General features: G+C 67.8%; 17 protein-coding genes. 13 read left to right on the top strand and 4 right to left on the bottom strand.

The genetic code is table 11. The annotated features are described in order from the left end of the window. The first annotated feature begins 110 nt into the window (after nt 1-110). From A7X12_RS06500 to A7X12_RS06465, 8 genes are all read left to right on the top strand, one after another. Nucleotides 111-2588 (top strand): helicase-related protein, encoded by a 2478-nt coding sequence (locus tag A7X12_RS06500; RefSeq protein WP_064310835.1) that lies wholly within the window; start codon nt 111-113, stop codon nt 2586-2588. Then, nucleotides 2581-2895 (top strand): RNA-binding S4 domain-containing protein, encoded by a 315-nt coding sequence (locus tag A7X12_RS06495; protein WP_064310834.1) that lies wholly within the window; start codon nt 2581-2583, stop codon nt 2893-2895. Before A7X12_RS06500 ends, A7X12_RS06495 begins: the two co-directional genes overlap by 8 nt. Before the next feature lie 67 nt (nt 2896-2962). Beyond that, nucleotides 2963-3301 (top strand): ferredoxin FdxA, encoded by a 339-nt coding sequence (fdxA, locus tag A7X12_RS06490; protein WP_064310833.1) that lies wholly within the window; start codon nt 2963-2965, stop codon nt 3299-3301. 258 nt (nt 3302-3559) lie between these two features. Then, nucleotides 3560-4093: a CarD family transcriptional regulator gene (locus A7X12_RS06485; RefSeq protein ID WP_064310832.1), complete on the top strand. Its 534-nt coding sequence runs from the start codon at nt 3560-3562 to the stop codon at nt 4091-4093. Nucleotides 4094-4204: 111 nt separating this feature from the next. Further along, the gene (locus A7X12_RS06480; protein WP_064310831.1) at nt 4205-4930 is read left to right on the top strand and encodes a head GIN domain-containing protein; all 726 of its coding nucleotides are present in this window, start codon (nt 4205-4207) and stop codon (nt 4928-4930) included. Between the two features lie 149 nt (nt 4931-5079). After that, entirely contained in the window at nt 5080-5472 is a 393-nt protein-coding gene (locus tag A7X12_RS06475) for a hypothetical protein (protein WP_157105513.1), read from the top strand. Beyond that, nucleotides 5469-5684, top strand: coding sequence for a helix-turn-helix transcriptional regulator (locus A7X12_RS06470; RefSeq protein WP_064310899.1), 216 nt, complete (start codon nt 5469-5471; stop codon nt 5682-5684). The genes A7X12_RS06475 and A7X12_RS06470 overlap by 4 nt, the downstream gene beginning before the upstream one ends. A 4-nt stretch (nt 5685-5688) precedes the next feature. Next, nucleotides 5689-5997: a hypothetical protein gene (locus A7X12_RS06465; RefSeq protein WP_064310829.1), complete on the top strand. Its 309-nt coding sequence runs from the start codon at nt 5689-5691 to the stop codon at nt 5995-5997. Nucleotides 5998-6017: 20 nt separating this feature from the next. Here A7X12_RS06465 and pdeM read toward each other — a convergent pair whose 3' ends face one another. Both pdeM and A7X12_RS06455 read right to left on the bottom strand, forming a co-directional pair. Continuing rightward, on the bottom strand, nt 6018-6680 hold the full coding sequence (gene pdeM / locus A7X12_RS06460; protein ID WP_064310828.1) for a ligase-associated DNA damage response endonuclease PdeM: 663 nt from the start codon (nt 6678-6680) through the stop codon (nt 6018-6020). Nucleotides 6681-6721: 41 nt separating this feature from the next. After that, on the bottom strand, nt 6722-8128 hold the full coding sequence (locus A7X12_RS06455; RefSeq protein ID WP_064310827.1) for a M20/M25/M40 family metallo-hydrolase: 1407 nt from the start codon (nt 8126-8128) through the stop codon (nt 6722-6724). A gap of 124 nt (nt 8129-8252) precedes the next feature. On the opposite strand from A7X12_RS06455, the gene A7X12_RS06450 reads away from it, so the two are divergent. The 3 genes from A7X12_RS06450 to A7X12_RS06440 are packed head-to-tail and all read left to right on the top strand — an operon-like array spanning nt 8253 to nt 12086. Beyond that, the gene (locus tag A7X12_RS06450) at nt 8253-9839 is read left to right on the top strand and encodes a toll/interleukin-1 receptor domain-containing protein (protein WP_064310826.1); all 1587 of its coding nucleotides are present in this window, start codon (nt 8253-8255) and stop codon (nt 9837-9839) included. Continuing rightward, nucleotides 9836-10456 (top strand): nucleotide synthetase, encoded by a 621-nt coding sequence (locus A7X12_RS06445; protein WP_064310825.1) that lies wholly within the window; start codon nt 9836-9838, stop codon nt 10454-10456. Before A7X12_RS06450 ends, A7X12_RS06445 begins: the two co-directional genes overlap by 4 nt. Before the next feature lie 55 nt (nt 10457-10511). Beyond that, a complete protein-coding gene (locus A7X12_RS06440; protein WP_157105512.1) occupies nt 10512-12086 on the top strand; it encodes a tetratricopeptide repeat-containing protein in 1575 nt (524 codons plus the stop codon). On the opposite strand, the gene A7X12_RS06435 is transcribed toward A7X12_RS06440, so the two are convergent. Continuing rightward, nucleotides 12076-12741 (bottom strand): Crp/Fnr family transcriptional regulator, encoded by a 666-nt coding sequence (locus A7X12_RS06435; RefSeq protein ID WP_064310823.1) that lies wholly within the window; start codon nt 12739-12741, stop codon nt 12076-12078. The genes A7X12_RS06440 and A7X12_RS06435 overlap by 11 nt on opposite strands. A gap of 120 nt (nt 12742-12861) precedes the next feature. Further along, the gene (locus tag A7X12_RS06430; RefSeq protein ID WP_064310822.1) at nt 12862-15480 is read right to left on the bottom strand and encodes a sensor histidine kinase; all 2619 of its coding nucleotides are present in this window, start codon (nt 15478-15480) and stop codon (nt 12862-12864) included. A 252-nt stretch (nt 15481-15732) separates the two neighbouring features. Between A7X12_RS06430 and kdpF the strand changes: the two genes are divergently transcribed. Further along, the gene (gene kdpF, locus A7X12_RS06425; protein ID WP_064310821.1) at nt 15733-15822 is read left to right on the top strand and encodes a K(+)-transporting ATPase subunit F; all 90 of its coding nucleotides are present in this window, start codon (nt 15733-15735) and stop codon (nt 15820-15822) included. 10 nt (nt 15823-15832) lie between these two features. Then, nucleotides 15833-17536: a potassium-transporting ATPase subunit KdpA gene (kdpA, locus tag A7X12_RS06420; protein WP_064310820.1), complete on the top strand. Its 1704-nt coding sequence runs from the start codon at nt 15833-15835 to the stop codon at nt 17534-17536. Nucleotides 17537-17544 lie beyond the last annotated feature (8 nt).

Genomic DNA, 17544 nt, shown 5'->3' with positions numbered 1-17544 from the left:
GCGGAAGGCGCGGCGAAGCGGCCGAATCGGACGCAACCGTCACGAAGTCGTGGAAAAGCGGCGGCAAGGAGTTGCCTAACGCCGCGGGGGCGCCGATCTTGGGAAGTGACATGAGCCAGTTCGCCCGTTCGCCCGTCACGGCAGTGCTTGGGCCCACCAATACCGGCAAGACCCACCTCGCCGTCGAGCGGATGTGCGGCCATGCCAGCGGCATGATCGGCTTCCCGCTGCGGCTGCTCGCGCGCGAGGTGTATGACCGCGTCGTGCGCATGAAGGGCCCGGCCGAAGTCGCGTTGATTACCGGCGAGGAAAAGATCCTGCCACCCAAGGCGCGCTGGTTCTGCTGTACGGCGGAGAGCATGCCGCTGGAGCGCGAGACCGCGTTCGTCGCGCTCGACGAGGCGCAGCTCGGTGCCGATCCGGAGCGCGGCCATGTCTTTACCGATCGCCTGCTGCGCGCACGCGGGCGCGAGGAGACGATGATCCTGGGCTCGGACAGTCTTCGCCCGATGCTGAAGGCGCTGGTACCCGAGGCGGAGATCGTCGGCCGGCCGCGGTTTTCGACGCTCAGCTATGCCGGCGCCAAGAAGCTTTCCCGGCTGCCTCGTCGCTCGGCCGTCGTCGCCTTTTCGGCGGAGGAGGTCTATGCGGTGGCCGAGGCGCTGCGGCGGCTGCGCGGCGGCGCGGCGGTGGTTATGGGAGCGCTTTCTCCCCGCACCCGCAACGCCCAGGTGGCGATGTTCCAGGCGGGCGAGGTCGATTACCTCGTCGCGACGGATGCGATCGGCATGGGCCTGAACATGGACGTACACCATGTCGCCTTCGCCTCGCTCCACAAGTTCGACGGGCGGCGCCAGCGCCGGCTGACCATCGCCGAGATGGCGCAGATCGCCGGCCGTGCCGGCCGTCACCAGAAGGACGGCACCTTCGGCGCGCTGCACGAGGAGGGACCCAGCGCGTTCACGCCCGAGGAAGTGCTGGCGATCGAGGGGCACCAGGTGCCCCGGCTCGAGCATCTCTATTGGCGCGAGGGCGAGCCAGATTTCGCCAGCATCGATGCGTTGATCGGCAGCCTGGAGCGTAAACCGCACGCCGACGTGCTGCGCGCCGCGCCGCAGGCGACCGACCTGGCGGTGCTCAAAAGGCTGTCAGAAGAAAGCTGGGTGCGCGATCGCGTCCGCCATCCGCGCATGGTCGCGCGGCTCTGGGCGGCCTGCGGCCTGCCCGATTTCCGCAAGCTCGGCGTCGATCCGCATGCGCGCTTCGTCGGGCGGCTGTTCGGGCACCTCTCCGAAGGGCGCGGCCATGTGCCGCACCAATGGTTCGCCGACGAGATCCAGCGGCTCGACAATATGGGCGGCGATGTCGAGACGCTCGCGGGCCGCATCGCCGCGGCGCGCAGCTGGGCCTATATCGCCCACCGCGCCGATTGGCTGGAGCAGCCGGCGCACTGGGCCGAGCGTACCCGCGCGATCGAGGAGAAGCTCTCCGACGCGCTTCACGCCAGCCTCACCCAGCGTTTCGTCGACAAACGCACCACCGTGCTGCTGCGCCAGATCGGCGCCGACGCTTCCAGTCTTCCGGTCACGATCGGACCCGAAGGCGAGGTGAGCGTGGAGGAGCATCCGCTCGGCACGCTCCAGGGCTTTCGATTCAAGGTCGCGGCCGAGGCGCGCGCGGGCGACAAGCGGATGCTGCTGGCAGCCGCCGAAAAGCGGCTCGCGGGCGAATATCGGCGCCGCGGCGCGGCCTTGGCGGAAGCGCCGGACGCAGAGCTGACGCAGGTCGGCAGCGCAATTCACTGGCGGGGCGATGATGTCGCCCTGCTGAAGCCCGGCGCCAATATGGTACGACCGCGCGTGCAGCTTGACCGCGCGCTCGACGTGCTCGATCCGCAAACCAAGAGCATGGTGCAGGCGCGGCTGGAGCGCTGGTTCGCCGAGCGAGTGCAGGCGGATCTCCCGGTCCTCGCCAAGCTCGATGCCATCACCCGCGAGGCAGCGGCCGGTGCGCCGCTACGCGCGCTCGCCAATGCCTTGCTCGAACAGGGCGGGCTGCTCCCTCGGCGGGCGGCGGGCGCGATGCTGGAAGCGCTTGATGGTCCGGCGCGTCACCGGCTGCGCACGATAGGGATGACGATCGGCACGCTCGACGTGTTCGCGCCTTCGTTGCTCAAGCCGCGCGCCGCGACGCGACGTCGCGCGCTGATGGGGTTGGAGCAGGGCCCGCCCGAGGCCGCGGTGGTGCTGCCGCGCGATGCCGCCGCTGCGGATCTTGTCCATGGCTTCCGCCCGTTTGGCGCACAGGCCGTGCGGGTCGATCTGGTGGAGCGGATCGCGCGGGCGGCGCATGAGGCGCGGCAGGGGCGCAAGCCTTTCGCCCCCGATCCGGCGCTCGCCACCTCGATCGGCCTTACGCCCGAGACGATCGCGAGACTGATGGCACAGCTCGGCTTCCGTACGGCACGCGGCGATGCCGATGCGCCGCAGCGCTGGATCTGGCAGGGGCTCACCCCGCTGGCCAAGCCCAAGCCGGTCGCCAGGCCCGGCAATGCGTTCGCAGCGCTGGCAGCGCTCCGCAATGGCTGAAGCCGCGGGCGGCCATGGGCCGGCAATGCGGCTCGACCGCTTCCTCTGGTACGCGCGGATCGTGAAGACGCGCAGCGCGGCGCAGGCGCTGTGCGAGAAGGGGCTATTGCGGATCGACGGTCGCCGCGTCGACCGTTCGGCGGCGTCGGTGCGAGTAGGGGCGATCCTCGCTTTCCCGATTCAGGGCAAGGTGCGCGTGCTGCGCGTCGCGTCGCTGCCGATCCGACGCGGGCCGCCGGGGGAGGCGCGCGCCTGTTACGAGGATCTCGTGACCGATCGCGGCGTTCAGGACATGTCCGGCGATTGACGCGGCCGCCGACCGCGCATAGCAGGACCCCCGCATTGATCGTTCGCAACCAAGGACCGTTTTCCCAATGACCTATGTCGTCACCGACGCATGCATCCGGTGCAAGTACATGGACTGTGTCGAGGTATGCCCGGTCGACTGTTTCTATGAAGGCGAGAACATGCTCGTCATCAATCCGAACGAATGCATCGATTGCGGCGTGTGCGAGCCGGAATGCCCGGCCGAGGCGATCCTGCCGGATACCGAGAACGGCCTGGAAAAGTGGCTGGAGCTGAACCGTACCTATTCGGAACAGTGGCCCAACATCACCCAGAAGGGCGAGGCTCCCGCCGATGCCGACGCGATGAAGGCCGAGACCGACAAGTTCGACAAATATTTCTCGCCGAACCCCGGCTCGGGCGATTGAGGCCCCGGACGGGCCTCGTCCCGTCGCGAAAGGACCCGAAATGGTGCACGGCGCAGGGATTTATGCGCCGTTGGCGTGACCTTTCACTGGTAATTTTATTACGAGCGTGTTAAATAGCGCGGGACGAAGGCAGAAAGACTCGCCTTCGCCCGGAGACGCTAGCGTATGCCCCGTGTTCCCTCGTCCGCCGCGCCACGCGCGCTTGGGCGGGATCCGCAATCCAACCGGGGCCGGTAATTCACGAAAGGTTCCTCGCACATGGCTGCCAAGGCGCTGTCCTTCGATGTCGGCGATTATGTCGTTTACCCCAAGCACGGCGTGGGCCGTGTAATCGAGCTGCAAAAGCAGGAAATTGCTGGAATGCAGCTCGAGCTTTACGTCCTGCGTTTCGAAAAAGAGAAGATGACGCTCCGTGTGCCGACCAACAAGGCCGAGAGCGTGGGCATGCGCAAGCTTTCCAGCGACAAGACGCTTCGCGAAGCGCTCGATACGCTGAAGGGCAAGCCCAAGGTCAAGCGCACCATGTGGTCGCGCCGCGCCCAGGAATATGAAGCGAAGATCAACTCGGGCGACCTCGTGTCGATCGCCGAAGTGGTCCGCGACCTGTTCCGTGCCGACGACCAGCCCGAGCAGAGCTATTCCGAGCGCCAGATCTTCGAAGGCGCGGCCAGCCGTCTCGCCCGCGAACTGGCGGCGATGGAAGAAATCGAGGAGCCGGCGGCGCTGGAAAAGATCCTGGATATCCTGCGCAAGGCCGCGGCGATCCACAACAAGGACAAGGTTCCCGCCTGAGGCGCGATCCCGATCAAAGCGAAAAGGGGGCGGAACCATCGGTTCGCGCCCCCTTTTCGTACCGGGATCTTTGTGTATTATGAGTGCAACACACGATCGGGAGATCCCACCATGCGTCCGTTGCTCATCCTTGCCCTGCTGCCGCTCACCACGGCATGTCATGCCAGCTGGGGCGACAACAAGGGTGCGAAGGTCGACGCAAGCGGCACCGGCGCCACCCGAAGCTTCGCCGCGCGTGACTTTACCGGGATCGTGCTGAAGGGCTCGGACGACGTCGATGTGCGCACCGGGCCGGCCTTTTCAGTGCAGGCGGAGGGGGACCCCTCGGTGCTCGACCAGCTCGACATCCGTCTCGATGGCAAGACGCTGAACATCGGCCGCAAGAAGCGCGCCGGTATCGTCTGGGACAAGGGCGGGTCGACCAGGATCCGCGTCGTCCTGCCGCGGCTGACGGATGTAACGGTGGCAGGTTCTGGCACCATGCGGGTGGACCGGGCCGAGGGCCAGTTCGAGGCCGTGGTCGCAGGCTCGGGGGACCTCGATATCGCGGCGCTTGCCACGACCAAGGCTTCGCTCACGGTCGCGGGATCTGGCAACATCACGGTAGCGGGCCGCACCGACGAACTGGACGTATCCGTGGCCGGCTCGGGTGACCTGCGCGGGCAGCAGCTTACCGCCAAGCGCGCCGACGTGTCCGTCGCCGGTTCGGGCGATGTGCGTGCGAATGTCGCCGGACCTGCTTCGGTCTCGATGGTCGGCTCGGGCGACGTCGAACTGCGGGGCGGAGCGCAGTGCGAGGTGAGCAAGATTGGCTCCGGCGAGGCGAAGTGCTCGTGAGCGGTGGGGCGGCCTCGCCGGATCGACCATAGGCAGCGTTGGCCCGGTCCTGTCTGGCCCTTCGCCGCTCCGCCTGCCGTGCACGGCTGTAAAATACGTTTGACATTGCTGGGCCGGTGTACAACTCTTTTTACAGAAAGGAGGCGTCGATGGTGATTTCGGTACGACAGCGAAAAATCGGACGTGCGGCGCTTGGAATGGTGCTCGCCGGCATAGCGGGTGGCATCGTGATCGGGCTCGGCCCGCAATTTCTGGGCCTGGCCGTGTGCGCTATTCTGACGGTGACGGTTCTGACAGGTATATTCCTGGCGATGGTGCCGCGCTGGCGCATGCTGGATCACCTGCAGCAGGATAGCCGGTTGGCAAGCTGGTACTGGGGTGGCGGCTTTGGGGCTGCCTTGGGCCTGGTGCTGGCGATTCTTGCCGTCGGCGTGCGCAGTCCCCTGTTCCTGGGCGCAGCGCTCCTCTTCCTTCTCCAATTTGCCGGCTATTCGGTGGTGCGCCTTCGATGGTGGCTGGCGCATCGCGCGATCGCGGCATGAAGAACCGATTGCGCGAGGAGCGAACCGCGCGCGGATTGAGCCAGGGCGAGCTGGCGGAGCGCATGGACGTCTCCCGCCAGACCATCAATGCGGTCGAGGCGGCGAAATATGATCCCTCGCTTCCGCTTGCCTACAAGCTCGCGGCGTTCTTCGAGAGGAACGTGGAGTCCATCTTCCCCAATCCCTTTAAACCGGCAGGAGGCGAAGGGTAAAACCATGGCGCATCGCGGCTATATTCTCCTAGGCCTGTTGCTGGCGCTGGCCTTGTTCCTTGCCCTGCCTGCTCTGGTGGCGTGGTTTCGAAAACATCCCGAGCGCGGACTGATCTACAAGCTCGCGCCGCTGGCGGTGTTTTCGTTTCTTCTCTGGCTGGTCCTGGTCGCTTGGGCATGGACCGGCAAACGCAACGATGCAGTGCTCTCTCGCTATGTAGCGAAACTGCGGGAAAACAAGCGGTTGCCGCTGGTGATTGCGCTGCTGGTGGTGCTGGGCGTTGCAGGCAGCCTGCTGACCCTTTTGCGCTAGTTTCCGCGCGCGCCGCTGTCTCACGCCGCCAGCGGGAACCGCAGCAGCTTGTGTTCCGTCGCCACCAGCGCCTCCGCGCCCGGACCCACGGCGCGGACGATTTCCGGATGGCCTGCATCCAGCCCGCCGGTGAGCGCGCCGAAGGCCGGCAGGATCAGCTTGGTGCCGGTCGCCACGAAACAGCGTCGAGCAACGTGGCGGCCGCGCACCGTCAGGCGCAGCTTGGGGTGGAAATGGCCGGAAAGCTCCGGCCGTGCCTCGCCGGCCTCCGCCTCGTGGCGCAGCACCAGGCCGTCTACCGCGGCCTCCGCATGCACCATCCCGCCGCAGTGATCGACCAGTATGGAGTCGTGATTGCCGGTGATCCAGTGCCAGGCCAGCCCGCCGGTCAGCGCCGTCAGCATCGACCTGGCTTGCGTCGGCAGGCGCTCGCAGCCTTCGACGTCGTGGAAGCTGTCCCCCAGACACCACAGCTCCGCCGGGCATAGCCGCTCTACCAGCGCCGTCAGCGCGGACAGCGTCGCCAGCGTATCATAGGGCGGCAGCATCTGCCCACCGAGGGCGAACCAGCTCGCCTTTTCGAAATGCAAATCGGCGACGAGCAGCGCCCGCCGCGCCGGCCAGTAGAGCGCGCCCTCGGGCAGCGCGCGGAAATCATGGCCGGCGAACGAAAGGGGAACCATGGTCGTCCTATCCCGCTTCCGCTCGCCGGCGTCAACGGGTCTCAGGCGGCGACCGTCTCGGCGTTGGCGCGCACCGTCTCGCCCAGGGCCCCCAGGATGCGCACCCAGGAGCGGATGCCCTTGTGGAAGCTTTTCAGCTCGTACTTTTCGTTGGGCGAGTGGATATTGTCGTCGGGCAGCGCGAAGCCGACCATCACGCTGTCCATTCCCAGGATCGAGCGGATCGAGTTCACCACCGGGATCGAGCCGCCGCAGCCGAGCAGCGCCGACTTCCCCCATTCCGCATCGAGCGCGCCCTGCGTTGCCGCCAGCGGGCCGCTGTCGCTCGCCAGGCTGATAGCGAAGCTGCCGGGGCCGCGGGTGACGAACTCGGCCGAGCAATCCTCGGGCAGGCGGGTGCGGACATGGCTCTGGAACGCCTCCCACACCTGGTCCGGATCCTGGGTGCCGACCAGACGGAAGCTCACCTTGGCGTGCGCTTCGGCGGGGATCACCGTCTTGAACCCCTCGCCGGTATAGCCGCCCCACATGCCGTTGATCTCGGCGGTCGGGCGCGACCAGACCTGTTCGAGTACGGTCTTGCCCGTTTCCCCCGCCGGCACGCGCAGGCCGATCTCGCCGAGGAACTCGGTGGCGTCGAAGCCGAGCTTGTTCCAGCTTTCCAGTACCGTCGGATCGGTGTCCGGCACGCCGTCATAGAAGCCGTCCAGCGTAACCCGGCCGTCCGCGTCCTTCATCTCACCGAGGATATTGGCCAGCAGCTGAATCGGATTGCGCGCTGCGCCGCCATACAGGCCCGAATGCAGGTCGCGCGAGGGCCCGCGGACCGTCACCTGGCCGGCGGCCATCCCGCGCAGGCCGATGGTGATGCCGGGGGTATCGCGGTCCCACATCAGCGTGTCGCAGATCAGCGCGAAATCGGCCTTCAGTTCCTCGGCATGGGCGTGGAGGAAGGGCTCCAGGCTGGTCGAGCCCGATTCTTCCTCGCCCTCGAACAGGATGGTGACGCGGCAGGGCAGGCGGCCTTCCGCTTCCTTCCACGCGCGGCACGCCTCGACGAAGGTGCGCAGCTGGCCCTTGTCGTCCGAGGCGCCGCGGCCGACGATCGTCTTGGAGCCATCCGCGCGGGTGTCGATCCACGGATCGAACGGGTCTCGCGTCCACAAGTCGATCGGGTCGACCGGCTGGACGTCGTAATGGCCGTAGAACAGCACGTGGGGCCCGTCGCCGTCATGGTGCGCGACTACCATCGGGTGCCCCGGCGTATCGGCGACGCGTGCATCGAAGCCGAGCTCCGCCAGTTCGGCGGCGAGCTGCTCGGCGGCACGGCGGCACTCGGCGGCATAGGCCGGATCGGTGGAAATGGAGGGCACGCGCATCAGCGCGGCGAGGCGCTCGACGCTGGCGTCGAGCTGCGCATCGGCGATCGCAAGAACGGAGTCGGTCATGGACGCCCAGCTATGCCTCCGCAGCTGCTGTCGCAAGCCCGGCGATGGGACAGGATCAATGCGGATCGAGAGACTTGCCGCTCCTCCGGGGCTCTGAGATAGGTTGAGCGCGGGAAGGGAACACGTGATCGAAACAGGGCCGGAGGCGAGCGCGCGGTACGGCGCGTTCATCAGCTACAACCATGCCGATCGGGCCCGCGCGCGCTGGCTGCACCGCGCGCTGGAGCGCTATCGCATCCCTGCCAAGCTGGTCGGGCGGGAGGCCGCGTTCGGGCCGGTGCCGCGGCGGCTGGGGCGGATCTTCCGCGACCTCGACGAACTCTCCGCCGCCAGCGACCTCAGCGCCGAGGTGCGCGCGGCGCTGGCCGAGTCCGCCTGCCTGATCGTCGTCTGCACGCCTGCGGGTGCCGCCTCGCAATGGGTGGCGCGCGAGATCGCGCTGTTCCGCGAACTCCATCCCGATCGCCCGGTGCTCGCCGCGCTGTTCCAGGGCGAGCCCGCCGAGGCGCTGCCGCTGCCGCTGCGGCGCACCGCCGAGGGCGCGGAGACCGAGCCGCTCGCCGCCGATTTCCGCGAGGGCAAGGACGGCAAGCGGCTGGCGCTGCTCAAGCTGGTCGCCGGCGCGGTGGGGGTGCCGCTCGACGCGCTGGTGCAGCGCGACGCGCAGGCGCGGGTTCGGCGCGTGACGGCCGTCACGGCGCTGGCGATTCTTTTGCTGCTAGCCATGGCCGGATTGACGATCCTGGCCGTGCGGGCCCGCGGGGAGGCGGAGGCTCGGCGTGCCCAGGCGGAGGGGCTGGTGGAATTCATGCTGACCGATTTGCGGGGCCGGCTGAAAGAGGTCGGCCGGCTCGACGTGCTTCGGGAAGCCAATGCGCGCGCGCTGCGCTATTATGGCGAGCAGGATCTGGCGACGCTGCCCCCCGACGTCCTCGCTCGCCGTGCGCGCGCGATCATGACGATGGGCGAGGATGCGATGGAGGCCAAGGAAACCGCCCGCGCCCGCACCGCCTTCCTCCAGGCCAACCGCGTCACCCACGCGCTGATCGAGCGGGAGCCGAACCAGTACGACATCGTGTTCGCGCATGCGCAGAGCGAATTCTATCTGGGCTTGCTGCATTTCAAGGCAGGCGAACTGGGTGCCGCCGAGCCGCATTTAGAAACTTACGCTACGCTTGCGCACCGATTGATGGCAATAAATCCTGTCGATCCGCGCAGCTCGGAAGAAATTACCTACGCCAATGGCAATTTATGTGCACTTCGAATGAAGCAGCACATGGCGGACCGGGCGGTAACACTCTGCAGCGAGGCTCTCCACATCACCGAGGCGCTTGCGCGGCGGGAGCCAAATTCGGAGCAGCGGTGGAGGGATGTCGCCAACCGACAGGGATGGTTGGCAGATGCTCAGATAGACGCAGGCAAGCCCAATGCGGCGTTAGAGCTGCGTCGGCAGCAGGTCGCGTTACTTAAGCGATTGTTGGCGCAGGATCCACGCAATGCGCTCAATCGGCGCGTGTCGATCTGGGCAGAACGCGCTCTCGCCTCTGAAGAATACCGCCATGGCGACTCCGCGGCGGCAGTACGGCGGATGCGCACAGCAATTGCGGAACTCCGTACGATGACGGAGGCGGATACAGAAAATCAAGAACTCGCGGCTAGATTGGAGGAGATGAAGGCTGAGTTAAGCCAAATCGAGGGGAAACGTAAATGAATGGTCAATATCCGCTGTCGGTGCTTCCGCCATCGTACATAAGGCTGGTCAAGCGATATCAGATATTTGCTAGCAGCAAGGGTGGTTATCCGCTGAGCGATCTGAATTTTCATATCGAAGGATATGAGGATGTCGATCGGTTTGGCAACGGAAAGGAAGTGACCGCCGAAGACGACTTCACCAAGATCGTCCGCGACTTCGTTGTTGCGCCGCCGAACATCACGCCTATCCTTGTCGGCCCGACGACTCCCCCGCCAACGCCGCTCGACATTGTCGTCCGCGAGCCTTGCTGCGTCATCTTCAAGTTGATCGGGGACTTTTGGGAATATACGCCCAATAGTCTATACGTCAGCACGAAGCACGAATATCCGGATGGCAAGTACCGCCGTGCATTTCCGTTGCTCGACAACAATGGAAGGATTGCTGCTGTAGGGTTCTTCGTGGAGTACGTCACCGATCCCAGGGACCGTAAGACGTGCGAGGGACTCAATCTTTACGTAGACTTTTTGCAAGGGAATATGCGTATGCCGACGATCATCGACCCGGATATTGAGAACCAAGGTGGCAACCATCCGCCGAAGCCGCCCAAGCCGCCGGAGCCCGATGGCGACGAGTGATCGGCGTTTCACTGCAACGCTTTAGGGGAGTATGCCGGGTAGGATGACGTCGAGTGTGCTAGCGATAACGGCCCAGGCGCGTGCCGGTGCGCTCGATCTCGCCTGGCGGATGTTTCGCGACGCGGGCTATGACCGCGTCGCGGACGATCCCGCCGTGCTCAGCCTGCGCGGCAGGCTCCTCAAGGACGAGGCACTGCTGCTCGCCGGCGAGGCCCGGCGGCAGCATGCCCGCGAAGCCGCCGCCGCCTATAGCGCGGCGGCGCAGCTGGCCCCGGCCCCCTATCCCCTGATCAACGCGGCGACGCTCGCGCTGATCGCCGGGGACGTGGCGGGCAGCCGGGCGCTCGCCGCCGACGTGCAGGACCTGCTCCAGGCCGGCGTTCCCGACGAAACCCCCTATTGGCTCGGCGCGACCGAGGCCGAGGCGCTGCTGCTCGCCGGCGACCGCGACGCCGCCGAGACCGCGCTCGCCCGCGCGATCGGCGCGGCGCCGCTCGCCTGGGAGGACCATGCCTCGACGCTGCGCCAGTTCGGCGTGATCCTCGCCGAGCAGGGCGCACCGGCGGCATGGCTCGATGCCTATCGCCCGCCGCGCAGCCTCCATTTCGCCGGCCATATGCGGCTGCCCGAGGACGTCGCGGCGCTTTCCGAGTCGGTCGATGCGCTGCTGGCACAGGAGCGTGTGGGCTTCGGCTATGGCGCGCTCGCTGCGGGCGCCGACCTGCTGATCGCCGAGCGGCTGATCGCGCGCGGTGCCGAGCTCCATGTGGTGCTGCCCGGCGACGTCGCGGCGTTCGTCGATCGCTCGGTGCGCCCGCATGGCGAACATTGGGTCGAGCGGTTCGAAGCCGCGCTGGCCGAGGCTGCCAGCGTGCAGGAAATGGGCGAGGCGAGCCCCGCAGCATTCATGCCCTCGGTCCGGCTTGCCGATCTCGTCGCGATGGGCCGCGCGGCGATGCATGCCGGGCTCCTCCAGTCCGAGGCAGTGCAACTGCTGCTGGGCCCCGGCACGGTCGAGGACGCGGGGCAGAGCGCCCATGCCGGTTGCCTGTGGCGCAATGCCGGGCGGCGGCACCATCTGCTGCCGCTGCGCGTGCGGTCCACGCCGCATCCAATCGACCAGACTGCGCCGCAGATCGTCACGGTGCTGGCGGTCGATCTGATGGGTGGGGAGGGCGAGGATTTCGCCGCGCTCGATCGCGATGTCGTCGCCCGGTTACCGGCGCTGCGGGCGGCGCTGTCCGCCACCCCGCCGCTCGCCGCGCGCTGGACGGCGCATCGTCTGCTGCTCGCGTTCGACGATGCGCGACCGGCCTATGCCGCGGCGGTTCGGCTGTCGGCGGCGTTGGGCGGCACCGGCCCGCTGCGCCAGGCACTGCATATCGGCCTTGCCGCGTCGATCGACGATCCGGTGACCGGCGTACCGGTGCAGCTGGGCGGGGCGTTCGATCTCGCCGAACGTATTCTGGGCGTGACCAACGCCGGCGCGACCTTCGCCAGCGAAGCCTTCGCCGCCAGCCTGGCCGCCTGCACCGCCGATGCGGGCCGGGCCGAGCTGGTGGGGGAAATCGCGTTGATCGGCCATGCGCCGACCACGCTGTACGCGCTGAAGCCGCGCTTCAAACGATAAGCGCTTCCAGCCGCGCGGGCGCCACGATTTCGAAGCCGTCCTCGTGCCGCATGATAATGCCGCGCCGTTCCAGCGCGGAGACGGCGCGGGACACGGTTTCGCGCGCGGTCTGCACGCGCAGCGCGACGTCCGACAGGACCGGCAGCGGCCGGATCCAGCGGCCGTCCGCCTCGCGCGCCATGCGCAGCAGCTCGGCATGTACCCGCCCGGTCGAGGACAGGGTGAGACGGGCGGAAACAAGCTGGGTCAGCGCCCCGAACTGGCGGACCATCGCGCGTGCAAGCACGACCCCCACACCGGCATGGCGTTCGGCCAGCGCGTAGAAATCGGCGGTAGCGAAGCTCGCGATCTGTGACGGCGTCGCGGCGGTAAGCGCGGCGGCCTGCTCGCGACCCGGGTCCACCCCACCGAAAATGTCGCCCGGACGATGCTCGGCCAGTTGGAGCAACCGGCCGTCGAGCGTGACCATCGCCGCCCGGACATGGCCGTCGAGCAACACCATCAGCCGGTTGCAGGCTTCGCCCTGATGGACGATCGGCGCGCCAGGGGCATGCCGGCGCACCGATGCAGCCGCCGCCAGCTCCGCGGCGACGGCTTCGCTACATGCGAAAAGTTTGGCGAACCGCGTCGCCAGATCGAAATCGCTTGCCCCCACGCCCCGTTCGCTGCCTCAGCTGTAGCGCTACCATGTTGGCTGGTGCGCAGCGTGGCAAGTCCGATCCGGTTATAAGAATGCGGATATGGATGTTTTCGTCGCGGGCGTGGCGATGCCGCATCAGACCGGTTTGAGATCAATCGCAAAGATGGCGCCGCCACCGTCGGCGTCGGCGGCGCGGATCGGCGCATCCATCGCCCCGGCAAAGCCTTTGGCGATGGCCAGCCCGAGGCCGCTGCCGCCGGCGCGGTCGCTGCCGGTGCCGCGGGCGAAGGTCTCGAAGATGGCGGCTTCCTCGCCGGGGGGCAGGCCCGGCCCATGATCCCGCACGGCCAGCCGCACACCCTCCAGCCGGCGCTCCCCGACAATCTCGATGGGCCCCTCTCCGCCATGCACCGCGGCATTGGACAGGAGATTGAGCAGGATGTGATGCAGCAGCCGCGGATCGGCGCGGACCAGCGGCAGGTCCGGCGGTACGCGCAGCACGAGTTCGCGACCCGCCAGCACGTCGCGCAGATCATGAACGGCGGCGGCGGCGGCATCGGTGAGATCGATCGGCTCCAGGCTCAGCGCCACTGCGCCCGCGTCGATCCGCACCATGTCGATCAGATTGTCGAGGAAGCGCCGCAGCCGGGCGACTTCGGCGCGGGCGATGGCGGTGGCGGGTTCGCCGGGATGGGCGTGGGCGAGCGCATCCACCGCAGCCGCGACCGAAGTGAGCGGCGTCCGCAGGTCGTGTCCGATCGAGGAGAGCAGGGCAGCCCGCAGCCGGTCGCGCTCGCGCAGCACCGATACTTCGCGCACCTCCTGCTCGAGCTGCAGCCGCTCATGCGCCAGCGCCGCCTGGCCGAGCAGGGTGGAGAGCAGCAGCGCGCGATCGGCGGTGATCGGCTCGCGGCCGTCGGGCGCGGCGAGGCCGATCACCGCGAGCACGCCCAGGCTGGTGCGCAAGGGGTGGAACTGCCAGTCGGCGGCGATCAGCGTGCCGGTACCGACGCCGCCGGCCTCGCCGCTGCTCCACGCCCACTCGGCGGCGGCGTGGTCGACCGCGCCCATCGGCGGTGCGTCTTCGGGACAGCTCGTAACCCGCACCAATGCACCGTCGCGTCGCGCGAGGAGCACCACGGCCACGTCGAGCAGCTGCGCGATTTCCTCGCACACCACCCTGCTGGTGGAGCTGGTGTCGGACGCACGGGCGAGCGCCTGGCCGAAAGCCGCGACGGCGGCATTTTCCTGCGCGCTGCGGGTGCCCAAGGTGGCACGCGCGCGCAACCGGCCGGTGAGGTTGGCGGTGAACAGCGCGATCCCCGTCAGCACGAAGAAGGTGAGCACGCTCTGCGGCTCGCCGATGGTGAAGGTGTAGAGCGGCGGCAGGAAGAAGAAGTTATAGGCGAGGCCCGCGATCATCGCGGTCGACACGCCCGGCCCAAAGCCGGAGCGGAAGGCGATGAGGATCACCGGCAGCAGGAACAGGAGATCCGTGCCGCCCGCACCGATCAGCGGCAACGTTGCCCGGCCGAGGATCACCGTAAGCGCTACGGCGAGCACGCCGATCCCATGCTCCTGCCACCGGCCCAGGGCGGGAAGGGCAGGCGCACGCCGTTCGCGCACCCGGTCTTCCGCGGCGGGAAGGACATGGACCGCCACCCCCTGGCTGGCGCGCAGCATCGATTCCACGACCGAACCGTGGCGCAGCTCGAACCACCAGCTGCGGCGCGAACGGCCGATCACCAGCTGGGTGGCGCGCATGCCGGAGACATGGGTGCGCAACCCGTCGATCACGGTGGCGGCGGGCACCGTGGCGACGGTGGCGCCGAGGCTGCTCGCCAGCTGCAGGGTCTCCGCAACGCGGTGGCGCTGCTCGGGACGGAAGCGTTCGGCGCGGGGCGTCTCGATGAATACGACCTGCCAGGGTGCTTTCAAGGCGTCGGCCAGTCGCTTGCCCGCTCGGACCAGCCCGTCGCCGCCGGGAAGTTCGCTGACGGCCACCAATACGCGTTCGCCGGCAGCAAAGGTACCCGGCACTGCCAGCGCGTCGAGATGGTCGAGCATCGCCCGGTCGACGCTGAGCGCGGCGCGGCGCAGCGCCATCTCGCGCAGCGCGGAAAGGTTCGCCTTGGAAAAGAAATGGGCGAGCGCGCGGGATGCCTCGGCGGGCACATAGACCTTGCCCTCCTTCAGCCGGTCGATCAGCTCGTCCGGCGGCAGGTCGACCAGTTCGATCTCGGCATCGTCGAAGATCGCATCGGGCACCGTCTCGCGCACCCGCACACGCGTAACGCTCGCCACCACATCGTTGAGGCTCTCGACATGCTGGACGTTGAGCGTGGTGTAGACATGGATGCCCGCGTCCCGCAGCTCCTCCACGTCCTGCCAGCGCTTGGGGTGGCGGCAACCGGGGGCGTTGGTGTGGGCAAGCTCGTCGACCAGCACCAGTTTCGGGCGGCGGGCGAGGATCGCGTCGAGATCCATCTCCTCCAGCCGATGGCTCTGATGCTCCACGGCCTTGCGGGGAAGCACCTCGAACGGCGCGACCAGCGCTTCGGTCTCGGCGCGGCCATGCGTCTCGACCACGCCGATCACCACGTCCTTCCCGTCGCGGAGCCGCTCGGCGCCTTCGCGGAGCATCTCGAAGGTCTTGCCCACGCCCGGGGCCGCGCCGAGGAAGATCTTCAGCCGGCCGCGCGCCTCGCGCCGGGCTTCGCGCAGCAGCGCGTCGGGATTGGGGCGGTCGTTCATCGCAGCCCTTGGTAGTGCGCCCGCCCGCCCGGCGCCACGGCGGACCGTCCGGCTATATGGAATCTTAATGCCGCGGGCTGGCTTTCGCCGTCGAAGCTTAACGGCCAGCGGACCTAGATCGCGCCCAAGGCCGCCACCTGGCGGCGCAAACAAGGGCCAACCCCATGTCCGACATTCTCTGGCTCGCCGCGCTCGGCGGGCTTTTTCTGCTTACGCTGGCCTTTGTCCAGCTCTGTGTGAAGGCCTGAGCGCATGAGCCTGCACCTGATGCTCGCCGGCGCGACCGCGCTCGCACTTCTCATTTATCTGGTCGCGGTGCTCCTGCGGCCCGAGCGTTTCTGAGGAGGGCCGCATGACACTCCAAGGCTGGGGCTTCATCGCCCTGTTCGTCGCCATCCTGGCGGCCGCCGCAAAGCCGATGGGCCTGTGGCTCTTCGCGCTCTACGAAGGCCGTCGCACCCCCCTCCACCGCGTGCTCGGCCCCGTCGAGCGCGGCATCTACCGCATCACCGGTATCGATCCGAACGCCGAGCAGGGCTGGCGCACCTATGCGCTGCACCTGATCCTGTTCAACCTCGCGCTCGCGCTGCTCACCTATGCGGTGCTGCGCCTGCAGGCGGTGCTGCCGTGGAACCCGCGCGGCCTGGCCGGCATGGGCGCGGATGGCGCGTTCAACACCGCGATCAGCTTCGCCACCAACACCAACTGGCAGGGCTATGCGGGCGAATCGACGCTGTCCAACCTGTCACAGGCGCTGGGGCTGACGCTCCACAACTTCACGTCCGCTGCGACCGGCATCGCCATCGCCTTCGCGCTGTTCCGTGGTTTCGCCCGCAAGGAAGCGCGCGGCATCGGCAATTTCTGGGCCGATTTCACCCGCGTGACGCTGTACCTGCTGATACCGGCCTGCCTCGTCTATGCGCTGTTCCTCGTCGCGAGCGGCGTGCCGCAGACGCTGGCCAGCAGCGTCGACGCGACCACGCTGGAAGGCGCGCGCCAGACGATCGTGCTGGGCCCGGTGGCCAGCCAGGAAGCGATCAAGATGCTCGGCACCAATGGTGGCGGCTTCTTCAACGCCAACTCCGCGCATCCGTTCGAGAACCCGACCGCGCTGACCAACCTCGTGCAGATGCTGTCGATCTTCCTCGTCGGCGTCGGCCTCACCTGGACCTTCGGCAAGGCGGTGGGCGACACCCGCCAGGGCTGGGCGATCCTCGCCGCGATGGCGGTGCTGTTCCTCGGCGGCGTGGCGGTGACCTATGCGGCGGAGTCCGCCGGCAACCCGGCGCTCCACGCGCTCCATGTCGCCGGTGCGAACATGGAGGGCAAGGAAACCCGCTTCGGCATCGTCGCCAGTTCGCTGTTCGCGGTCGTCACCACGGCAGCCTCGTGTGGCGCGGTCAACGCGATGCATGACAGCTTCACCGCGCTCGGCGGCCTGATCCCGCTATTCAACATCCAGCTCGGCGAGATCGTCGTCGGCGGCGTGGGCGCAGGCATCTACGGCTTCCTGCTGTTCGCCATCCTCTCGGTGTTCGTCGCCGGGCTGATGGTGGGGCGCACGCCCGAATATGTCGGCAAGAAGATCGAGGCGCGCGAAGTGAAGCTGGCGGTGCTCGCCGTCGCGGTGCTGCCGCTGTGCATCCTGGGCGGCGCTGCGCTCGCCTCGGTGCTGCCGGCTGGCCTTGCAGGCATCGCCAATAACGGCCCGCACGGCTTCTCCGAGATTCTCTACGCCTTCACCTCCGCGACCGGCAACAACGGCTCGGCCTTTGCCGGCCTCTCCGCGAACACGCCTTTCTACAACGCCATGCTCGGCATCGCGATGTGGCTCGGCCGCTTCTTCGTGATCGTGCCGGTGCTGGCGATCGCCGGCAGCCTCGCCGCCAAGAAGCAGGTGGCCGGCGGCGTCGGCGCCTTCCCGACCACGGGCGTGCTGTGGGTGGGGCTGCTCGTCGGCATCATCCTGATCCTGGGCGGGCTCACCTTCCTGCCGAGCCTGGCGCTGGGGCCGATCGCCGATCACGTCACGCTGCTCCGCGGCCAGCTCTTCTGAGGACGACA

Origin of the sequence: Sphingomonas sp. TDK1 (genome assembly GCF_001650735.1) — a bacterium.
GTDB lineage: Bacteria > Pseudomonadota > Alphaproteobacteria > Sphingomonadales > Sphingomonadaceae > Sphingomonas.
The sequence above is the reverse complement of the archived record's forward strand: the minus strand, read 5'-3'. Positions and strand labels throughout refer to the sequence as shown.